At 68.6% G+C, this 19140-nt stretch carries 18 protein-coding genes; 9 read left to right on the forward strand and 9 right to left on the reverse strand.

Translation table 11 applies throughout. The annotated features are described in order from the left end of the window. Positions 1-62 precede the first annotated feature (62 nt). Both ACWTPI_RS16630 and ACWTPI_RS16635 read left to right on the forward strand, forming a co-directional pair. Positions 63-428: a VOC family protein gene (locus ACWTPI_RS16630; RefSeq protein ID WP_020204157.1), complete on the forward strand. Its 366-nt coding sequence runs from the start codon at positions 63-65 to the stop codon at positions 426-428. Between the two features lie 73 nt (positions 429-501). Then, complete coding sequence (locus ACWTPI_RS16635) at positions 502-1215, forward strand: helix-turn-helix transcriptional regulator (RefSeq protein WP_020204156.1); 714 nt, start codon at positions 502-504, stop codon at positions 1213-1215. Positions 1216-1239: 24 nt separating this feature from the next. Here ACWTPI_RS16635 and ACWTPI_RS16640 read toward each other — a convergent pair whose 3' ends face one another. Genes ACWTPI_RS16640 through ACWTPI_RS16650 form a run of 3 tightly spaced genes read right to left on the reverse strand, consistent with a single transcriptional unit; the run spans position 1240 to position 4011 of the window. Continuing rightward, positions 1240-1731, reverse strand: coding sequence for a glutathione peroxidase (locus tag ACWTPI_RS16640; protein WP_020204155.1), 492 nt, complete (start codon positions 1729-1731; stop codon positions 1240-1242). A gap of 38 nt (positions 1732-1769) precedes the next feature. Further along, positions 1770-2909, reverse strand: a complete 1140-nt coding sequence (locus ACWTPI_RS16645) for a PilT/PilU family type 4a pilus ATPase (RefSeq protein ID WP_059413529.1) — start codon at positions 2907-2909, stop codon at positions 1770-1772. A gap of 58 nt (positions 2910-2967) precedes the next feature. Then, positions 2968-4011, reverse strand: coding sequence for a type IV pilus twitching motility protein PilT (locus ACWTPI_RS16650; protein ID WP_020204153.1), 1044 nt, complete (start codon positions 4009-4011; stop codon positions 2968-2970). 62 nt (positions 4012-4073) lie between these two features. On the opposite strand from ACWTPI_RS16650, the gene ACWTPI_RS16655 reads away from it, so the two are divergent. After that, on the forward strand, positions 4074-4799 hold the full coding sequence (locus ACWTPI_RS16655) for a YggS family pyridoxal phosphate-dependent enzyme (RefSeq protein ID WP_454732195.1): 726 nt from the start codon (positions 4074-4076) through the stop codon (positions 4797-4799). A gap of 58 nt (positions 4800-4857) precedes the next feature. Continuing rightward, positions 4858-5682 carry a pyrroline-5-carboxylate reductase gene (gene proC / locus ACWTPI_RS16660; RefSeq protein ID WP_059413526.1) on the forward strand — a complete coding sequence of 275 codons (825 nt, stop codon included), beginning with the start codon at positions 4858-4860 and terminating at the stop codon, positions 5680-5682. A 120-nt stretch (positions 5683-5802) separates the two neighbouring features. On the opposite strand, the gene ubiA is transcribed toward proC, so the two are convergent. The 6 genes from ubiA to recG form a co-directional block, all read right to left on the reverse strand. Further along, a complete protein-coding gene (ubiA, locus tag ACWTPI_RS16665) occupies positions 5803-6660 on the reverse strand; it encodes a 4-hydroxybenzoate octaprenyltransferase (protein WP_454732196.1) in 858 nt (285 codons plus the stop codon). A gap of 248 nt (positions 6661-6908) precedes the next feature. Then, positions 6909-7394, reverse strand: a complete 486-nt coding sequence (locus tag ACWTPI_RS16670) for a Dps family protein (RefSeq protein WP_029043847.1) — start codon at positions 7392-7394, stop codon at positions 6909-6911. Positions 7395-7474: 80 nt separating this feature from the next. After that, positions 7475-7681 carry a hypothetical protein gene (locus ACWTPI_RS16675; protein WP_454732197.1) on the reverse strand — a complete coding sequence of 69 codons (207 nt, stop codon included), beginning with the start codon at positions 7679-7681 and terminating at the stop codon, positions 7475-7477. Positions 7682-7754: 73 nt separating this feature from the next. Beyond that, entirely contained in the window at positions 7755-9203 is a 1449-nt protein-coding gene (locus ACWTPI_RS16680; RefSeq protein ID WP_020204147.1) for a catalase, read from the reverse strand. A 402-nt stretch (positions 9204-9605) separates the two neighbouring features. Next, complete coding sequence (locus ACWTPI_RS16685; protein ID WP_020204146.1) at positions 9606-10559, reverse strand: LysR substrate-binding domain-containing protein; 954 nt, start codon at positions 10557-10559, stop codon at positions 9606-9608. A 161-nt stretch (positions 10560-10720) separates the two neighbouring features. Next, positions 10721-12910 (reverse strand): ATP-dependent DNA helicase RecG, encoded by a 2190-nt coding sequence (gene recG, locus ACWTPI_RS16690; protein ID WP_454732198.1) that lies wholly within the window; start codon positions 12908-12910, stop codon positions 10721-10723. 226 nt (positions 12911-13136) lie between these two features. Between recG and queA the strand changes: the two genes are divergently transcribed. The 5 genes from queA to secF all read left to right on the forward strand — a co-directional run bounded on the left by queA (position 13137) and on the right by secF (position 19117). Then, positions 13137-14186, forward strand: a complete 1050-nt coding sequence (queA, locus tag ACWTPI_RS16695) for a tRNA preQ1(34) S-adenosylmethionine ribosyltransferase-isomerase QueA (protein ID WP_454732199.1) — start codon at positions 13137-13139, stop codon at positions 14184-14186. A 41-nt stretch (positions 14187-14227) separates the two neighbouring features. Further along, positions 14228-15358 (forward strand): tRNA guanosine(34) transglycosylase Tgt, encoded by a 1131-nt coding sequence (tgt, locus tag ACWTPI_RS16700; protein ID WP_020204143.1) that lies wholly within the window; start codon positions 14228-14230, stop codon positions 15356-15358. A gap of 220 nt (positions 15359-15578) precedes the next feature. Beyond that, entirely contained in the window at positions 15579-15908 is a 330-nt protein-coding gene (gene yajC, locus ACWTPI_RS16705) for a preprotein translocase subunit YajC (protein WP_020204142.1), read from the forward strand. Between the two features lie 273 nt (positions 15909-16181). After that, entirely contained in the window at positions 16182-18053 is a 1872-nt protein-coding gene (gene secD, locus ACWTPI_RS16710; RefSeq protein ID WP_059413523.1) for a protein translocase subunit SecD, read from the forward strand. A 92-nt stretch (positions 18054-18145) separates the two neighbouring features. Next, a complete protein-coding gene (gene secF / locus ACWTPI_RS16715; protein ID WP_020204140.1) occupies positions 18146-19117 on the forward strand; it encodes a protein translocase subunit SecF in 972 nt (323 codons plus the stop codon). Positions 19118-19140 lie beyond the last annotated feature (23 nt).

The raw sequence follows: 19140 nt of genomic DNA on the forward strand, positions 1-19140 counted from the left end.
GCACGTTGTCAGGAGCCCCCGCGCATGATCGGCCTCTCCAACCCGACCGCAAGGAGGTCATCATGAGTGGACTGATCAACTGGCTTGAAATCCCCGTCGCCGACATGCCGCGCGCCATCCGTTTCTACGAGCAGGTATTCCAGACCCGCCTCAAGCGCGAAATGATGGAGCAGATGGACATGGCGATATTCGACAACATGGAGCCCGGCGGCGCGCTGGTGGCGGGCGAGTCATTCCGGCCCTCGGCCGACGGCTGCGTGCCCTACCTGCACGCGCCGGGGCTGGTGGCGCTGCTGGCGCGCGCGCAGGCCGCGGGCGGCAAGACCGTGTTCGGCCCGCTGCAGCTGCCTGGCGACATCGGCCACATCGCGCATATCATCGATACCGAAGGCAACCGCATCGGCCTGCACCAGCCGCTGGCCGGCTGAACAGGCCGGCCGGAAGCGCCGCCAACAGGCGCGCCATTGCCAACCTTTCCGCCCGAGACATGAACCGAGTCCGATGAGCCGCCGCGCCGACCGCCTTTTCCAGATCGTCCAGGTGCTGCGCGGGCGCCGCCTGACCACGGCGGCGCTGCTGGCGCAGCGGCTCGGCGTGTCCGAGCGCACGGTGTACCGGGACATCCAGGCGCTGTCGCTGTCGGGCGTGCCGGTCGAGGGCGAGGCGGGCATCGGCTACCGGCTGCGCGCGGACTACGACGTTCCCCCGCTGATGTTCACCGCCCTGGAAGTCGAGGCACTGGTGGCCGGGCTGCGCCTGCTCAAGGCCTGGGGCGGCGGCGCGCTGGCCGCCGCGGCCGATCCCGCGCTGGAGAAGCTGGTGGCCGCGCTGCCGCCGGCGCGGCGCCTCGCGGCGCAGCAAAGCCGCGTGTTCGCGCCCGAGTTCGTCAACCATCCCCAGGTGCGCGACGCCTTCGACGTGGTGCACGGCGCCATGAACGCCCAGCGCCTGCTGCGCCTGGACTATACCGACGCGCAGCAGCGCGCCACCGACCGCGTGGTGCAGCCGCTCGGCCTGTTCTTCTGGGGCAACAACTGGCTGCTGGCGGCGTGGTGCACCACGCGCACCGACTACCGCAGCTTCCGCCTGGACCGCTGCCGCAGCATCATCATGCTCGACGACCGCTTCCACGAAACGCCGGACCGCTCGCTCAACGGCTTCCTGCGCGCGGTGCAGGCCAGCGGCGCGGGCGGCGACAACCCCGCGCGCGCGTAGCGTCGATGGTGCCGGCGATGCGGCTTACGCCGGCTCGGCCAGCAGCGTCTCGATGTCGGCCTTGATGTCCTCGGGCTTGGTGGTCGGCGCGTAGCGCTTGAACACCGTGCCGTCGCGGCGCAGCAGGAACTTGGTGAAATTCCACTTGATCGCCTCGATGCCGAGCACGCCGGGCTTCTCCGAGGTCAGCCAGCGGTACAGCGGATGCGCGTTGGCGCCGTTGACGTCGATCTTGGCGAACATCGGGAAGGTGACGTGGAAGCGCGCCTCGCAGAACTGGCCGATCTGCGCGGCGTCGCCGGGCTCCTGCTTGCCGAACTGGTTGCACGGGAAACCCAGCACTTCCAGGCCGCCCGCGCCGTATTGCTCCTGCAGCGCCTGCAGGCCCGCGTACTGCGGCGTGAAACCGCATTCGCTGGCGGTGTTGACGACCAGCAGCACCTTGCCGGCGAAGCGCGACAGCGGCACCGCATCGCCGGCAAGCGAACTGGCTTCGAACTGGTAGACGTTGCTCATGGCGGCACTCCTTGGTTGGCCCGCGCGGCGCGCCGGCTTCAGATGACGTTGAGGTGCTCGGTGCCGGCGCCGAGATCGCTCTCGCGGTCGCGCGAACCATGCAGCTTGATCATCAGGCGCAGGTCGTTGAGCGAGTCGGCGTTCTTCAGCGCGTCTTCATAGCTGATCTTGCCGGACTCGTAGAGGTCGAACAGCGCCTGGTCGAACGACACCATGCCCTGCTCGCGCGATTTCTTGATGACTTCCTTGAGCGCGTGGATCTCGCCCTTGAAGATCAGGTCGGCCACCAGCGGCGTGCCGATCATGATCTCCACCGCCGGCACGCGGCCCTTCTGCCCCTTGCGCGGCAGCAGCCGCTGCGAAATCATCGCCTTGAGGTTGAGCGACAGGTCGATCAGCAGTTGCTGGCGCTTTTCCTCGGGGAAGAAGTTGACGATGCGGTCGATGGCCTGGTTGGCGTTGTTGGCGTGCAGCGTGGCCAGGCACAGGTGGCCGGTCTCGGCGTACTGCATCGCGTATTCCATGGTCTCGCGGTCGCGGATTTCGCCGATCAGGATCACGTCGGGCGCCTGGCGCAGCGTGTTCTTCAGCGCGATGTGCCAGGACTCGGTGTCGATGCCCACCTCGCGCTGCGTGACGATGCAGTTCTGGTGCGCGTGCACGTATTCGATCGGGTCCTCGATGGTGATGATGTGCCCGTAGGAATGCGCGTTGCGGTGGTCGAGCATGGCCGCCAGCGAGGTGGACTTGCCCGAGCCGGTGGCGCCGGTGACGATCACCAGGCCGCGCTTGGCCATCACGATGTCGTGCAGCGTCGGCGGCAGGTCGAGCTCGTCGACCGACGGGATGCGCGTGTTGATGGTCCGCACCACCATGCCGGCCTTGCCCTGCTGGATGAAGGCGGAGACGCGGAAGCGCCCGGCGCCCTGCACCGAGATCGCGAAGTTGCATTCGTGGCTGTGGTCGAACTCCGCGATCTGGCGCTCATTCATGATGGAATGCACCAGGTCGAGCGCCTGCGCTGGAATCAGCGGCTGCTGCGAGACCGGCGTGATCTTGCCGTCGACCTTGATCGCGGGCGGGAATTCGGCGGTGATGAACAGGTCCGAGCCGCGGTTGTTCACCATCAGCTCGAGCAGGTCGTTGATGTACTTGGCGGCGGATTCGCGGTCCAGCATGGCAGTTACCTGTTTCGGGTACGGCGGTCGGGTGTGGGATCGGCGGCGCGGCCGCGCCTCAGCCCGTGAAGGAGTCTGGGTTCTTGGCGATGGCGCGCGCGTCGGTGTAGCCGATCAGCCCGCGCTTGATCAGGTCCGACAGGCACTGGTCCAGCGTCTGCATGCCCATGCCGCTGCTGGTCTGCATCATCGAGTACATCTGCGCGATCTTGTTCTCGCGGATCAGGTGGCGGATGGCCGGCGTGGCGATCATGATCTCATGCGCCGCGGTGCGGCCGTTGCCGTCGCGCGTCTTGAGCAGCGTCTGCGAGATCACCGCCTCGAGCGATTCGGACAGCATGGTGCGCACCATGTCCTTTTCCTCGGGCGGGAACACGTCGACGATCCGGTCGATGGTCTTGGCCGCCGAGCTGGTGTGCAGCGTGGCGAACACCAGGTGGCCGGTTTCCGCGGCGGTCAGCGCCAGGCGGATGGTTTCCAGGTCGCGCAGCTCGCCCACCAGCACCACGTCGGGGTCCTCGCGCAGCGCCGAGCGCAGCGCGTTGGCGAACGAATGCGTGTGCGGCCCCAGCTCGCGCTGGTTGATCAGGCTCTTCTTCGAGGTGTGCACGAACTCGATCGGGTCTTCCACGGTCAGGATGTGGCCCATGTCGTGGTCGTTGCGGTGATCCACCATCGCCGCCAGCGTGGTCGACTTGCCCGAGCCGGTGGGCCCCGTCACCAGCACCAGGCCGCGCGGCTTCATGCACAGGTCGGCGAACACCGCCGGCGCGCGCAGGTCTTCCAGCGTCAGCACCTTGGAGGGAATGGTCCGGAACACCGCGGCCGCGCCGCGCTGCGTGTTGAATGCGTTGACGCGGAAGCGCGAAAGCCCGGCGATCTCGAACGAGAAGTCGATCTCCAGGCGTTCTTCATACTGTTTGCGCTGGGTGTCGCTCATGATGTCGTACACCATGGCGTGGACGTCCTTGTGCGCCATCGCGGCCACGTTGATGCGGCGCATGTCGCCGTGGATGCGGACCATCGGCGGCATGTCCGCGGACAGATGAAGATCGGACGCCTTGTTCTTGACGGCGAAAGCCAATAGCTGCGCGATGTCCATCTATAATGACCCCACCCTTTTTTGTCGTACTTTGTTGTACTTCTTGATATGTTCGCCGGATTATGTCTGTAATCGTCGCCAACTTGCAAGCCGTGCACCGGCGCATCGCGGCAGCCGCACAACAGGCCGGACGGGTGGCCGCCGACGTCACCCTGCTGGCGGTTTCCAAGACCTTCCCGGCGGATGCCGTGCGGGCCGCCTTCGACGCCGGCCAGCGCGCCTTCGGCGAAAACTACGTGCAGGAAGGCGCCGACAAGATCGGGCAACTGGCCGACCTGCGCGATGCCATCAGCTGGCATTTCATCGGCCCCCTGCAAAGCAACAAGACGCGCGTGGTGGCCGAGCGCTTCGACTGGGTCCACGCGGTGGACCGCCTGCGCATCGCCGAGCGGCTGTCGGCGCAGCGCCCGGCGGGACTGCCGCCGCTGCAGGTCTGCCTCCAGGTCAATATCAGCGGCGAAGCCAGCAAGAGCGGCGTGACCCCGGCGGAAGTGCCCGCGCTGGCGCGCGCCGTGGCGGCGCTGCCCGGGCTGCGGCTGCGCGGGCTGATGGCGATTCCCGAGCCGGCCGCCGATGCCGCCGCGCAGCGCCGGCCGTTCGCGGCCATGCGCGCGCTGCTCGAAACCCTGCGCGCGCAGGGCCTGGACGTGGACACGCTGTCGATGGGCATGTCCGCGGACATGGAGGCCGCCATCGCCGAAGGCGCCACCCTGGTGCGCATCGGCACCGCGATCTTCGGCGGCCGCGACCACGGCCGCGCGCCCCAGGCCAGCGCCACGCACGGCTGATTGCCACCCGCCCGCCGGCGGCCCCTTTCCGAATTCCAGCCAGAGACAAAGACAAGCGATGCTCGACACCCTCACCTTCGGCTTCCTCGGCGGCGGCAACATGGCCACCGCCCTGATCGGCGGCCTGATCGCCCGCGGCGTGCCCGCCACCTCGATCCGCGTGGTCGACCCGTTCGAGGACGCCCGGGCGCGCCTGCGGCGCGACCACGGCGTGCATGCCGCCGCCGCGCCCGACGCCGCCTTCGGCGCCAGCGACGTGCTGGTGCTGGCGGTCAAGCCGCAGCAGTTCCGCGACGCCGCCGCGTCGCTGGCGCCGTATCTCGCCGACAACCTGATCGTCAGCGTGGCCGCCGGCATCCGCCTGTCCGACATGCAGCGCTGGTTCGGCGGCCACGCGCGCCTGGTGCGCGCCATGCCCAACACCCCGGCGCTGGCCGGCATCGGCATGACGGGCCTGGCCGCCGCGCCCGGCCTCGGCGAGCGCGACCGCGCGATCGCCGGCGCGCTGGCCGAAGCGGTCGGCAAGTGCGAATGGGTGGAAGGCGACGCGCAGATCGACGCCGTCACCGCGATCTCCGGCAGCGGCCCGGCCTATGTCTTCTACTTTGTCGAGGCGATGGAAAAGGCCGCCGCCGAACTCGGCCTGAGCGCCGCGCAGGGACGCGCGCTGGCGGTGGAGACCTTTCGCGGCGCCGCGGCGCTGGCCGCGCAGTCGGCGGAGCCGGTCAGCGTGCTGCGCGAGCGCGTGACGTCGAAGGGCGGCACCACTTACGCGGCGCTGACGTCGATGCAGGCCTCGGGCATCGGTGACGCTTTCGTGAAAGCCATGCACGCGGCCGCCGCGCGCGCGGCGGAGATGGGCGCGGAATTCGGCAAGGACTGAGCCGGGAAAGCAAAGCGCAGGAAGACGCGGCGCAAACCCGCGATTCCAGGGCACCAGCCGAAGCCGGCGGATGGGCCAGCACCGCGCGGGCGGGCCCAGGCAAGGTGTCCTCCCCAGGAATCAGCGCAGCGCGTAGGCCGCCGCCGTCCCCGCGAACACGAACGCGCCGAGCCAGTTGTTGTGGCGGAACGCGGCGAAGCATTGCATGCGGTCGCGGCCGCGGATCAGCGTGTAGTGATAGGCCACGCAGACGGCCGCGGCCGCCAGCCCGGCCCAGTAGGGCCAGCCCAGCCCGAGCCGGGCGCCGGCCCACGCCATCAGGCCGAGGAAGGCGGCGTAGCACAGCATGATGGCCGCCACGTCGAAGCGGCCGAAGGTGATGGCCGAGGTCTTCATGCCGATCAGCAGGTCGTCGTCGCGGTCGACCATCGCGTAGGCGGTGTCGTAGGCCACCGCCCAGAACACGTTGGCCAGCAGCATGATCCACGCCACCGCGGGCACCTCGCCGCGCACGGCGGCGAAGGCCATCGGGATGCCGAAGCCGAAGGCGATGCCGAGATAGGCCTGCGGAATGGCGAAGAAGCGCTTGAAGAACGGATAGGTGGCCGCGATGATAGCCGCCGCCACCGCCAGCCATCTGGTCAGCGCGTTGAGCGGCAGGATCAGCACGAAGGCCAGCAGCGCCAGCACCGCCGCCACCGCGATGGCTTCCCACGCGGCGATCTTGCCGGCCGTGAGCGGGCGTTCCTTCGTGCGCTTGACGTGCTTGTCGAAGTCGCGGTCGGCCCAGTCGTTCATGGCGCAGCCGGCCGAGCGCATCAGGAAGGTGCCGGCGAAGAAGATCCAGAACAGGCCCCACGCGGGCGGCCCGCCGGCGGCCATCCACAGCGCCCACAGCGTGGGCCACAGCAGCAGCAGCGTGCCGATGGGCTTGTCGATGCGCACCAGGCGCGCGTACAGGGCGAGACGTTCGAGCATGGCAGGGGTCCGCGATGCGGAGGGCGGACGGAAAAGCTGGGACGTTGAACGAAAAACGCGCCGCGGCCCGGTCGAGGCGCGGCGCGCGAGGCGGCTGATGGTCAGGCGGTCAGGCGGTCAGGCGGCGCGGGGAACGCGCCCGGATGACAGGCGCGTGACACGCGATTGACGCCCGCCGGCAGTCGGCGGAGGGGCGGCCGGCCTTCCGGCGCCCCCGTCAGCGGCGCCGGAAGGCGCCGACCGGCAACTCAGGCCAGCATCGAGCGCAGCATCCACGCGGTCTTTTCGTGCGTCTGCATGCGCTGGGTCAGCAGGTCGGCCGAGGGTTCGTCGCCGGCGGCGTCGATCACCGGGAACAGCGAGCGCGCGGTGCGCACCACGGCTTCCTGGCCTTCGACCAGCTTGCGGATCATCTCGGTGGCTTCGGGCACGCCCTCTTCCTCGGCGATCGACGACAGGCGGGCGTATTCCTTGTAGGTGCCCGGCGCCGGGTAGCCCAGCGCGCGGATGCGCTCGGCGATGGAGTCCACCGCCAGCGCCAGCTCGTTGTACTGGGTCTCGAACATCAGGTGCAGCGTGTTGAACATCGGACCCGTGACGTTCCAGTGGAAGTTGTGGGTCTTGAGATAGAGCGTGTAGGTATCCGCCAGCAGCTTCGAGAGACCTTCTGCGATCTTCTTGCGTTCTTTGTCGGAAATACCGATGTTGACGCTCATCTCATTTTTCTTTGCCATGATAGGTACGCTCCAGATCTGGGGGTGGCCACGAAAACTGCCGCGCGACTCAGACGCGGCACAACCCGCACATTATGGCATCACCCACCGAAGACGGACAAACCGCCGGTGAAAGTCCGCGCGGCATCCAGGAACATCGCGGCGGCGCCCAGCGCGATCACCGCCATGCCGATTTCCTTGCGCCACAGCTTGCGCTGCAGGCGCGCCGCATCGGCATGGCGGGCGCGGTCGTGCGCGTCGTGGCGCAGTTGCTGCAACTCGCTGACGAACAGGTCGATCATGGCCATGATGGTTCTCCTTGCGTTGCCGTCCGGCCGGCGCCCCCCCGGGGCGCCGGCACGGGTCGGGGTGTGACTTCGGTTACTTCAGGTTGAGCGCGCGCTTGACGCCCTCGCCGTAGGCCGGGTCGGCCTTGGTGAAGTGCTCGATCTGCACGCGCACGATGTCTTCGGGCACGCCCTGCATGGCCGCCGCGATGTTCGCGTACAGGCGCTGGCGCTGCGCCTCGTCGAACAGGCGGAACAGCGCGCCGGGCTGGCTGTAGTAGTCGCCGTCGACGCGGTGGTCCCAGTGGTCGGCGGCCTGCCCGTCCAGCGCCAGCGGCGGTTCCGCGGCGCGCTCGCTGGCGGCGTAGGCGCCCAGGCGGTTGGGCTCGTAGTTCAGCTTGCCGCCCTGGTTGCCGTCCACCCGCATCGCGCCGTCGCGGTGGTAGCTGTTGGGCACCGGCACCTTGGGCGCGTTCACCGGGATCTGGTTGTGGTTCACGCCCAGGCGGTAGCGCTGCGTGTCGCCATACGAGAACAGCCGGCCCTGCAGCATCTTGTCGGGCGAGAAGCCGATGCCGGGCACCACGTTGGCCGGGTTCATCGCCACCTGCTCGACCTCGGCGAAGTAGTTGTCCGGGTTGCGGTTGAGCTCCAGCACGCCCACGTCGATCAGCGGGTAGTCCTTGTGCGGCCACACCTTGGTGAGGTCGAACGGGTTGATGTGGTACCTGGCCGCCTCGGCCTCGGGCATGATCTGCACGCGCACGTTCCAGCGCGGGAAGTTGCCTTTCTCGATATTCTCGAACAGGTCGCGCTGGGCGCTCTCGCGGTCGCCTGCCACCACCTTGGCGGCTTCCTCGTTGGTCCAGTTGGCGATGCCCTGCGCCGACTTGAAGTGGAACTTGACCCAGAAGCGCTCGTTGGCCGCGTTGATGAGCGAATACGTGTGCGAGCCGAAGCCGTGGATCTGGCGGTAGTTCTGCGGCAGGCCGCGGTCGCTCATCAGGATGGTGACCTGGTGCAGCGACTCGGGATGGCGCGACCAGAAATCCCACACGGCGACGGCGTCGCGCAGGTTGGTGCGCGGGTTGCGCTTCTGGGTGTGGATGAAGTCGGGGAACTTGAGCGGGTCGCGCACGAAGAACACCGGCGTGTTGTTGCCGACCACGTCCCAGTTGCCTTCGTCGGTGTAGAACTTGATCGAGAAGCCGCGCACGTCGCGCTCGGCATCGGCCGCGCCGCGCTCGCCGGCCACGGTGGAGAAGCGCATGAAGATCGGCGTCTGCTTGCCGACCTGGCCGAACACCGAGGCCTTGCTGTACTTGCTGATGTCATGCGTGACGGTGAAGGTGCCGTGGGCGCCGGAGCCCTTGGCGTGCACGCGCCGCTCGGGAATCACCTCGCGGTCGAAGTGAGCGAGCTTTTCGAGGAACCACACGTCCTGCAGCAGCATGGGGCCGCGCGGGCCGGCGGTCTGGGAATTCTGGTTGTCGGCGACCGGCGCGCCCGCGCCGGTGGTGAGAATGTCCTTGTCCTTGCTCATCATGACCTCTTTTTGTGGGTGATCGGGAAGTTCTGGCTGGGGGAGCCGGTTTGGCAAGCCGCCGGGTAATTTCAGTACACCCGGGCGTAACAGGCAAGGCAATCGGCCACCGCGCCCGCCAGCGTGCGCAGGAGGTTGCCCCGGTCGGTGGATTCGATGCTGTTCATCTGTGGCTCTCCTGGATGATCGGCACGCAATGTGTCGATGGAGGCAGTCTACGGACAATCTATTGAATTTGAAATTCAATAATTTCTAACTATGAAATAGACGTCACCTATGTCCTCCGGGCGGAGCCGCGGAATCGGCAAAAAATCAGCAAAAAATCGGCGGAAAACGGGGGACGGGAGAGCGCGGCGGGACGGGCGGGAAGTCCGTCCCGGAACAGGCAATGCAGGGCCCCGCTCAGGCGGCCTCGGCCAGTTCCTTGGCGGCCAGCTTGCTCACGCCGGGCAGGTCGCACGCGGCCACCGCGCGGCGCAGCGCTTCCATCGCCGGCAGGCGGGTGAAGCTCTTGCGCCAGGCCAGCACCACGCGCCGGTCGGGCACCGGGTCGGTGAACGGCACGTAGGCCAGCAGGTCGTTCTTGTTCGGCTTGAGATCGGGCACCGAGGTGCGCGGCAGCACCGTGATGCCGACGCCGCTGGCCACCATGTGGCGGATGGTTTCCAGCGAGGAGCCTTCGAAGGTCTTCTGGATGCCGTCGGCGGCCTGCGAGAAGCGCGACAGTTCCGGGCACACGCCCAGCACCTGGTCGCGGAAGCAGTGGCCGCTGCCCAGCAGCAGCATGGTCTGCTGCTTGAGCTCGTCGGGATCGACGTGGCTGGCCTTCTCGAGCTGGTGGCCGCGCGGCACCGCCACCACGAAGGGCTCGTCGTAGAGCGGCTGCACCGTGAGGCCGGAGTCGGCGAACGGCTCGGCCATGATGGCGCAGTCGATCTCGCCCTGCTTGAGCAGTTCGATCAGCTTGACCGTGTAGTTCTCCTGCAGCATCAGCGGCATCTGCGGCACGGTCTGGATCATCTCCTTGACCAGCGAGGGCAGCAGGTAGGGCCCGATGGTGTAGATCACCCCCAGGCGCAGCGGCCCGGCCAGCGGATCCTTGCCCTGCTTGGCGATCTCGCGGATGGCCATCGTCTGCTCCAGCACGCGCTGGGCCTGCGCCACGATCTGCTCGCCGATCGGCGTCACCGACACCTCGGAGGTGCCGCGCTCGAAAATCTGCACATTGAGCTCGTCTTCCAGCTTCTTGATGGCAACCGACAGGGTCGGCTGCGACACGAAGCAGGCTTCGGCGGCCCGGCCGAAATGGCGCTCGCGCGCCACGGCGACGATGTACTTGAGTTCGGTGAGCGTCATGACTTATCAATTCCCGTTATGCGATAGATTTTACCTTCGAATCACGGTTCTGTCAGAGGTCGCCGTCGATGCGGCGCATGCGGTGCTTCATGGCCGCCCCAACGCCGTCATATGTGACCATTGGTCGTCTTCGGTGCCGCCGGACGCCCCGGGCCCCGGGGTCAGGCCTTGAGGAAATGCTCGCGCCCGCCGAGCCAGCGCAGCAGGTGCGCGTCCACCGCCTCGGGGTAATGCGCCAGCATCAGCTCGGCGGCTTCCTGGGCGTAGTCGACCAGCCAGGCGTCGGTTTCCAGGTCGGCGAAGCGCAGCATCGCCTCGCCGGACTGGCGCGCGCCGAGGAATTCGCCGGGGCCGCGGATCTGCAGGTCGCGCCGGGCGATCTCGAAGCCGTCGGTGGTCTCGCGCATGGTGGCCAGGCGCTCCTTCGCGGTGGGCGACAGCGGCGCCTGGTACATCAGCAGGCAGACCGACTCGGCGCTGCCGCGCCCGACCCGGCCGCGCAGCTGGTGCAGCTGGGCCAGGCCGAAGCGCTCGGCATGCTCGATCACCATCAGCGAGGCATTGGGCACGTCCACGCCGACCTCGATCACCGTGGTGGCGACCAGCACCTGCAGGCGGTTGGCGATGAAGTCGCCCATCACCGCGGCCTTCTCGGCCGGCGGCAGGCGGCCGTGCACGAGGCCCACCTTGAGCTCGGGCAGCGCCGCCACCAGGGTTTCGTAGGTTTCCACCGCGGTCTGCAGCTGCAGCGCCTCGCTTTCCTCGATCAGCGGGCAAACCCAGTAGATCTGGCGGCCGTCGGCGGCGGCGTGGTGCACGCGCTCGATCACCTCGTCGCGGCGCGCGTCGTTGACCAGCCGCGTCACCACCGGGCTGCGCCCGGGCGGCAGCTCGTCGATCACGGAGACGTCGAGATCGGCGTAGTAGGTCATGGCCAGCGTGCGCGGGATCGGCGTGGCCGACATCATCAACTGGTGCGGCACGGTCTCGGCGCGCGCGGGCGGCGCGGCCTCGCCGGCGTCCGCCTCGGCCTTGCCGCGCAGCGCCAGGCGCTGGGCCACGCCGAAGCGGTGCTGCTCGTCCACCACCGACAGGCCCAGCCGGGCGAACTTCACGCTGTCCTGGATCAGCGCGTGGGTGCCGATGACCAGCCGGGCCTCGCCCGACTCCACCCGCGCCGCGGCCTCGCGCTTGGCGCGCGCCTTGAGGCTGCCGGCCAGCCACACCACCGTCACGCCGAGCGGCTCCAGCCACGCCGAGAGCTTGCGGAAGTGCTGCTCGGCCAGGATCTCGGTGGGCGCCATCAGCGCGGCCTGGTAGCCGGCGTCGATGGCCTGGCAGGCGGCCAGCGCGGCGACGATGGTCTTGCCGCTGCCGACGTCGCCCTGCAGCAGGCGGTGCATCGGGTGCGGCGCGCCCATGTCGGCGGCGATCTCCTCCACCACGCGCTGCTGCGCGCCGGTGAGCCGGAACGGCAGCGCGTCGAGGAAGGCGCCGAGCAGGCCGCCGGCGCGGCGCGGCATGGGCGGCGCGCTCTTGTCGCGGCGCGCGGCCTGCGAGCGCTTGAGCGAAAGCTGCTGGGCCAGCAGCTCGTCGAACTTGATGCGCTGCCAGGCCGGGTGCGAGCGCTCAGTCAGCGCGTGCTCGTCCACCTCCTGCGGTGGCGCGTGCAGCAGGCGCAGGCATTCCGGCAGCGGCCGCAGCCTGAGCGGCGCCAGCGGGCCCTGCAGCACCGGCTGCGGCAGCGTCTCGGGCAGCGGCGTGCGCCCCAGCGCGCCGCCGATGGCCTTGCGCAGGTAGGCCTGCGGGATGCCGGCGGTGCTCGGGTAGACCGGCGTGAGGCGGTCCGGCAGCGCCTCGCCGGGCGCCACCGCGCGCACCGTGGGATGGACCATCTCGGCGCCGAAGAAACCGCCGCGCACCTCGCCGCGCACGCGCAGGCTGGCGCCTTCGGCCATCTGCTGGGCCTGGTTGCCGTAGAAATTGAGGAAGCGCAGCGTCAGCTCGCCGCTGTCGTCGGCGATCTTCACCACCATCTGGCGGCGCGGGCGGAACGTGACCTCGTTGGACGTGACCACGCCCTCGACCTGCGCCGTCAGGCCCAGCCCGGCGCGCCGGATCGCCTGGGCGATCGGCAGCAGCGTGGTCTCGTCCTCGTAGCGCATCGGCAGGTGCAGCACGAGGTCGACGTCGCGCCGCAGGCCGAGCTTGTGCAGGCGCGCCATCGCCGAGGACGGCTTGCCGGCCGCGCCCTTGGCCGCCCCGGCCTTGCCCGGCCGCCCCGGCTTGCCCGCGGCGGGCGCGGGGCTGTCGGTGGTTTCCTGGGTCGGGTCGGGAGCGGTTCCTGGCATCGGGCGGGCTTGGGGGTGGCGAAAGGAAGGCGGCGGCAGGCCGGTCCGGGTTGGCGCCGGCGGCGTCGGGCGCGCAAGGCGCCGCAACCGGCCGGCAAATAGGCGATATCATGCGCGCCCGGGCGGCGCTGCCGCCCCAAGCCTTACAATATCGGATTCGCCGATTGTACCTATGCCGGCCGCGCCACTGCGCGGCCCGCCGCCGTTTTTGCCCGCTTTTGCCCCCATGACGCTGACGTTGTCCGATTTCGATTTCCCGCTGCCGCCCGAACTGATCGCGCAGACCGCCCTGCCCGACCGCGGCGCCAGCCGGCTGCTGGTGGTGGAAACCGACGCGCAGACCGGCGCCACGCGCATGGCGGACCGCGGTTTCGCCGACGTGGTGGACTACCTGCGCCCGTCGGACCTGCTGGTGTTCAACGACACGCGCGTGATCAAGGCGCGCTTCTTTGGCCACAAGGGCAGCGGCGGCAAGGTCGAGGTGCTGGTCGAGCGCGTGCTGGACACGCATACCGTGCTGGCCCAGGTGCGCGCGTCCAAGACCCCGCCCGAGGGCAGCCGGCTGCGCCTCGCGGATGCCTTCGACGTCACCGTGGGCCCGCGCGTGGACCAGTTCTTCACGCTGCGCTTCCCCGCGCCGGCGCTGGACCTGATCGAGCAGCACGGCCGCCTGCCGCTGCCGCCCTACATCACCCACGACCCGGACGCCTACGACGAGACGCGCTACCAGACCGTCTACGCGCGCGCGCCCGGCGCGGTGGCCGCGCCCACCGCCGGCCTGCATTTCGACGAAGCGCTGTTCGCGCGGCTCGACGCGCTCGGCGTGCGGCGCGGCTTCCTGACCCTGCACGTGGGCGCCGGCACCTTCCAGCCGGTGCGCACCGAGAACCTGGCCGAGCACAAGATGCACGCCGAGTGGTACGAGATCTCCGCAGACCTGGCCCGGGCCGTGCGCGAGACCCGCGCCGCCGGCGGGCGCGTGATCGCGGTCGGCACCACCTCGCTGCGCGCGCTGGAATCGGCCGGCGCGGCCGACGGCACGCTGGCCGCGGGCCGGGGCGACACCGACATCTTCATCACGCCCGGCTACCGTTTCCGCGTGGTCGACGCGCTCATCACCAACTTCCACCTGCCCAAGTCGACGCTGCTGATGCTGGTCTCGGCGCTGGCCGGCGTGGAGCCCATCCGCGCCGCCTACCGCCACGCGGTGGCGCAGCGCTACCGCTTCTTCAGCTACGGCGACGCCATGCTCCTGACCCGCCAGCCGCAGCCCTGAGCGCGCCGCGCCAGCCCGACCCCGCATCCAGGATATTCGCCATGCTCGACTTCGAACTGCTCACCACCGACGGCAACGCCCGCCGCGGCCGCGTCACCCTCAACCACGGCGTGGTCGAGACCCCGATCTTCATGCCGGTCGGCACCTACGGCTCGGTCAAGGCGATGTCGCCGCTCGAACTCAACGAAATCGGCTCGCAGATCATCCTCGGCAATACCTTCCACCTGTGGCTGCGCCCGGGGCTGGAGGTGGTGGAGAGCCACGGCGGCCTGCACCGCTTCATGGGCTGGGACAAGCCGATCCTGACCGATTCGGGCGGCTTCCAGGTGTTTTCGCTGGGCGCGCTGCGCAAGATCACCGAGGACGGCGTGACCTTCGCCTCGCCGGTCAACGGCGACAAGCTGTTCCTCTCGCCCGAGATCTCGATGCAGATCCAGCGCACGCTGAACTCCGACATCGTGATGCAGTTCGACGAATGCACGCCCTACGAGATCGAGGGCCGCCCGGCCACTCGCGAGGAGGCGGCCGCGTCGATGCGCATGAGCCTGCGCTGGGCCCGGCGCTCGATCGACGAGTTCAACCGCCTGGCCAACCCCAACGCGCTGTTCGGCATCGTCCAGGGCGGCATGTTCGAGGATCTGCGCGACGAGTCGCTGGCGGGCCTGTCCGAGCTCGACTTCCACGGCTACGCCATCGGCGGGCTGTCGGTGGGCGAGCCCAAGGAAGACATGATGCGGGTGCTCGAGCACGTGGCGCCGCGCCTGCCCGCGCACAAGCCGCATTACCTGATGGGCGTGGGCACGCCCGAGGACCTGGTGGCCGGCGTGGCCGCCGGCGTGGACATGTTCGACTGCGTGATGCCGACCCGCAACGCGCGCAACGGCTGGCTGTTCACGCGCTTCGGCGACGTCAAGATCAAGAACGCCGTGCACCGCAACGACACGCGCCCCCTGGACGAGAGCTGCGGCTGCTATACCTGCCGCAACTTCTCGCGCGCCTACCTGCACCACCTGCACCGCGTCGGCGAGATCCTCGGCGCGCGCCTGAACACCATCCACAACCTGCACTACTACCTGCAGTTGATGGCCGAGATGCGCGAGGCCATCGGACAGCACCGCTTCACGGCGTTCCGCGCGCGCTTCGCCGCGGACCGTGCGCGCGGGGTGCAATAAACACCACTTTCCACGCCGGCCGGCGCGCCGGCGCGGCCGCCGGAACTTTCCGCCACACGCCGGTCGAACAGCCGGGTCCGGCGCGCCCCCGGGGCGGCGCGCAAGGGGCCCCGAACAAACCCGTAAATCCCCGCAAATGCCCGGATCGGACATGGAAGGCGATTGCAAGCGGGTGGTAGAATGATCGACTAACTGACTGACTTTGTGACGGAGAAGCGACGTGCTGATTTCTAACGCATTTGCCCAGACCGCCGGCATCACCGGCGGCGCGGCGGGTGGCCTGATGAGTTTCCTGCCCATCATCCTGATGTTCGCGGTATTGTGGTTCATCATGATCCGCCCGCAGATGAAGCGCCAGAAGGAATCGAAGGCAATGCTGGAAGCGCTGGCCAAGAACGACGAAGTCGTCACCGCCGGCGGCATCCTGGGCCGCGTGACCAAGGTGAACGAGCAGTACGTGACCCTCGAGATCGCAGCCGGCACCGAAATCACGGTGCAGAAGAACGCCGTGACCACGGTGCTGCCCAAGGGCTCGCTGAAGGCCCTCTGAGCATGGCGCCGCGGGTGGCGCGCCGCATGCGCGACGTCCCGCGGTCCGCTGCAGCCACTGCTCTTGCTGCCGCTTTTACTGTTTTTTCGCCGGCTTTTTCGCCCTTCCCGGCACGCCATTAGCGCGCGTGCCCCTGCAGCCGCCTGATCCAGCCCGGGTTGTCCGTGGATGCCAGGCGGCTGTTTGCCAACCGGTGCGGGTGCCCGACCTCCCGCCGACCACACCGTCCGACGGTATGCCCGGCCCCGCCAACCGCAGAACGACTGGCCAAAGATGAATCGTTATCCGCTTTGGAAATACCTCGTGATCCTGGTGGCGCTGGCCATCGGCATCATCTACACGCTGCCGAACTTCTTCGGCGAGGCGCCCGCCGTGCAGGTCTCCTCGGCCAAGGCCACGGTCAAGGTCGACCTGGCCACGCAGAAGCAGGTCGAGCAGGTGCTGGCGCAGAACAGCCTGCAGCCCGACGGCATGTTCTTCGACGTCAACGGCCAGACCGGCTCGGTCAAGGCGCGCTTTCGCACCACCGACGAGCAGCTCAAGGCCAAGGACGTGCTGACGCGCGCGCTCAACCCCGACCCCAATGACGCCACCTACGTGGTCGCGCTCAACCTGCTGTCGGGCTCGCCGCGCTGGCTGACCGCGCTGCACGCGCTGCCGATGTACCTGGGCCTGGACCTGCGCGGCGGCGTGCACTTCCTGCTGCAGGTGGACATGAAGGGCGCGGTCGACAAGAAGCTCGACAGCCTGGCCGGCGACGCGCGCACGCTGCTGCGCGACAAGGGCATCCGCCACGGCGGCATCGACCGCGACGGCGAGCGCCTGACGGTGCGCTTCAACAACGCCGAGGACGCCGGCAAGGCGCGCGGCATCCTCGCCGACAGCCTGCGCGAGCTGGCCTTCGCGGCCGACGGCAACAACCTCACCGGCGTGTTCACCGACGCCGCCCGCCGGGCGGTGCAGGACGCGGCGGTCAAGCAGAACATCACCACGCTGCACAACCGCGTGAACGAGCTCGGCGTGGCCGAGCCGGTGATCCAGCAGCAGGGCTCGGACCGCATCGTGGTCCAGTTGCCGGGCGTGCAGGACACCGCCAAGGCCAAGGACATCATCGGTCGCACCGCCACGCTGGAGGCGCGCCTGGCCGATCCGGAAGCGCCGCGCAACCCGCGCCCGGGCGACCCGATCCCGTTCGGCAGCGAACTGTTCACGCAGGGCAACGGCGCCCCGGTGGTGCTCAAGAAGCAGGTCATCTTCACCGGCGACCGCATCGAAAGCGCCTCGGCCGGCTTCGACCAGAACCAGCGCCCCTCGGTCAACATCAAGCTCGACGCCCAGGGCGGGCGCGTGCTGCGCGACGTCTCGCGCGAGAACATCGGCAAGCCGATGGGCATCGTGCTGTTCGAGAAGGGCAAGGGCGAAGTGCTGACGGTGGCGACCATCCAGTCCGAGCTGGGCTCGAGCTTCCAGATCACCGGCTCGTACTCCACCGAGGCCGCCAACGACCTGGCGCTGCTGCTGCGCGCCGGCTCGCTGGCCGCGCCGATGGAAATCATCGAGGAACGCACCATCGGCCCGTCGCTGGGCGCCGACAACATCCAGAAGGGCTTCGACTCGGTGGCCTACGGCTTCAGCGCCATCGCCGTCTTCATGGTGCTGTACTACATGCTGTTCGGCGTGTTCTCGGTGGCCGCGCTGGCCATCAACCTGCTGCTGCTGGTGGCGGTGCTGTCGATGCTGCAGGCCACGCTGACGCTGCCGGGCATCGCCGCCATCGCGCTGGTGCTGGGCATGGCCATCGACGCCAACGTGCTGATCAACGAGCGCATCCGCGAGGAACTGCGCGCGGGCGCCTCGCCGCAGATGGCCATCGCCACCGGCTTCGACCGCGCCTGGGCCACCATCCTCGACTCCAACGTGACCACGCTGATCGCCGGCCTGGCGCTGCTGGCCTTCGGCTCGGGCCCGGTGCGCGGCTTCGCGGTGGTGCACTGCCTGGGCATCCTGACCTCGATGTTCTCGGCGGTGTTCTTCAACCGCGGCCTGGTCAACCTCTGGTACGGCCGCAAGAAGAAGCTGCAGGGCGTGGCGATCGGCCAGATCTGGAAGCCGGGTTCGGACAACCAGGGCACCGTCGCCAAGTAGGCATCGGGACGGCACAAGGCCGCCGCGCCGGGCGCGGCGGCCAAACAGCATAAGCACGGCGGCAAGGGCCGCCGTACAGAACAGGATTCAACATGGAATTCTTCCGCATCCGGCGCGACATTCCGTTCATGAAGCACGCGTTGGTCTTCAACGTGATTTCCTTCCTGACGTTTGCCGCGGCCGTATTCTTCCTCTGGCACAAGGGCCTGCACCTGTCGATCGAGTTCACCGGCGGCACGGTGATGGAGGTCAACTACCAGCAGACCGCCGATCTCGAGAAGATCCGCGGCCAGGTCGGCAAGCTCGGCTACAGCGACGTGCAGGTGCAGAACTTCGGCACCTCGCGCGACGTGATGATCCGCCTGCCGATCCAGAAGGGCGCGGACGGCAAGCCCGTCACCTCGGCCCAGCAGAGCGAGCAGGTCATGGGCGCGCTGCAGGCCGCCACGCCCGACGTCAAACTCCAGCGCGTCGAGTTCGTCGGCCCGCAGGTGGGCAAGGAGCTGGCCACCGACGGCCTGCTGGCGCTGCTGTGCGTGGTGGCCGGCATCGTGATCTACCTGTCGTTCCGCTTCGAATGGAAGTTCGCGGTGGCCGGCGTGATCGCCAACCTGCACGACGTGGTGATCATCCTCGGCTTCTTCGCCTTCTTCCAGTGGGAATTCTCGCTGTCGGTGCTGGCGGCGATCCTGGCGGTGCTCGGCTACTCGGTCAACGAATCGGTGGTGATCTTCGACCGGATCCGCGAGAACTTCCGCAAGTACCGCAAGATGACCACGCACGAGATCATCGACAACGCGATCACCAGCACCATCTCGCGCACCATCATCACCCACGGCTCGACCGAAATGATGGTGCTGTCGATGTTCTTCTTCGGCGGCCCCACGCTGCACTACTTCGCGCTGGCGCTGACCGTCGGCATCCTGTTCGGCATCTACTCGTCGGTGTTCGTCGCCGCGGCGCTGGCCATGTGGCTGGGCGTCAAGCGCGAGGACCTCGTCAAGGGCGACAAGAAGCCGGGCGAGATCGACCGCAACGACCCGAACTACGGCGCGCAGGCCTGACCGGGCTGACGCCGCAATGAAAA

The organism is Cupriavidus ulmosensis, from assembly GCF_977008105.1.

What these genes read in the sequence shown, in the direction of transcription:
- ACWTPI_RS16630 (WP_020204157.1), top strand. Translation starts at nt 63, where the DNA reads ATGAGTGGACTGATCAACTGGCTTGAAATCCCCGTCGCCGACATGCCG.
- ACWTPI_RS16635 (WP_020204156.1), top strand. Translation starts at nt 502, where the DNA reads ATGAGCCGCCGCGCCGACCGCCTTTTCCAGATCGTCCAGGTGCTGCGC.
- ACWTPI_RS16640 (WP_020204155.1), bottom strand. Translation starts at nt 1,731, where the DNA reads ATGAGCAACGTCTACCAGTTCGAAGCCAGTTCGCTTGCCGGCGATGCG.
- ACWTPI_RS16645 (WP_059413529.1), bottom strand. Translation starts at nt 2,909, where the DNA reads ATGCTGGACCGCGAATCCGCCGCCAAGTACATCAACGACCTGCTCGAG.
- ACWTPI_RS16650 (WP_020204153.1), bottom strand. Translation starts at nt 4,011, where the DNA reads ATGGACATCGCGCAGCTATTGGCTTTCGCCGTCAAGAACAAGGCGTCC.
- ACWTPI_RS16655 (WP_454732195.1), top strand. Translation starts at nt 4,074, where the DNA reads ATGTCTGTAATCGTCGCCAACTTGCAAGCCGTGCACCGGCGCATCGCG.
- proC (WP_059413526.1), top strand. Translation starts at nt 4,858, where the DNA reads ATGCTCGACACCCTCACCTTCGGCTTCCTCGGCGGCGGCAACATGGCC.
- ubiA (WP_454732196.1), bottom strand. Translation starts at nt 6,660, where the DNA reads ATGCTCGAACGTCTCGCCCTGTACGCGCGCCTGGTGCGCATCGACAAG.
- ACWTPI_RS16670 (WP_029043847.1), bottom strand. Translation starts at nt 7,394, where the DNA reads ATGGCAAAGAAAAATGAGATGAGCGTCAACATCGGTATTTCCGACAAA.
- ACWTPI_RS16675 (WP_454732197.1), bottom strand. Translation starts at nt 7,681, where the DNA reads ATGGCCATGATCGACCTGTTCGTCAGCGAGTTGCAGCAACTGCGCCAC.
- ACWTPI_RS16680 (WP_020204147.1), bottom strand. Translation starts at nt 9,203, where the DNA reads ATGAGCAAGGACAAGGACATTCTCACCACCGGCGCGGGCGCGCCGGTC.
- ACWTPI_RS16685 (WP_020204146.1), bottom strand. Translation starts at nt 10,559, where the DNA reads ATGACGCTCACCGAACTCAAGTACATCGTCGCCGTGGCGCGCGAGCGC.
- recG (WP_454732198.1), bottom strand. Translation starts at nt 12,910, where the DNA reads ATGCCAGGAACCGCTCCCGACCCGACCCAGGAAACCACCGACAGCCCC.
- queA (WP_454732199.1), top strand. Translation starts at nt 13,137, where the DNA reads ATGACGCTGACGTTGTCCGATTTCGATTTCCCGCTGCCGCCCGAACTG.
- tgt (WP_020204143.1), top strand. Translation starts at nt 14,228, where the DNA reads ATGCTCGACTTCGAACTGCTCACCACCGACGGCAACGCCCGCCGCGGC.
- secD (WP_059413523.1), top strand. Translation starts at nt 16,182, where the DNA reads ATGAATCGTTATCCGCTTTGGAAATACCTCGTGATCCTGGTGGCGCTG.
- secF (WP_020204140.1), top strand. Translation starts at nt 18,146, where the DNA reads ATGGAATTCTTCCGCATCCGGCGCGACATTCCGTTCATGAAGCACGCG.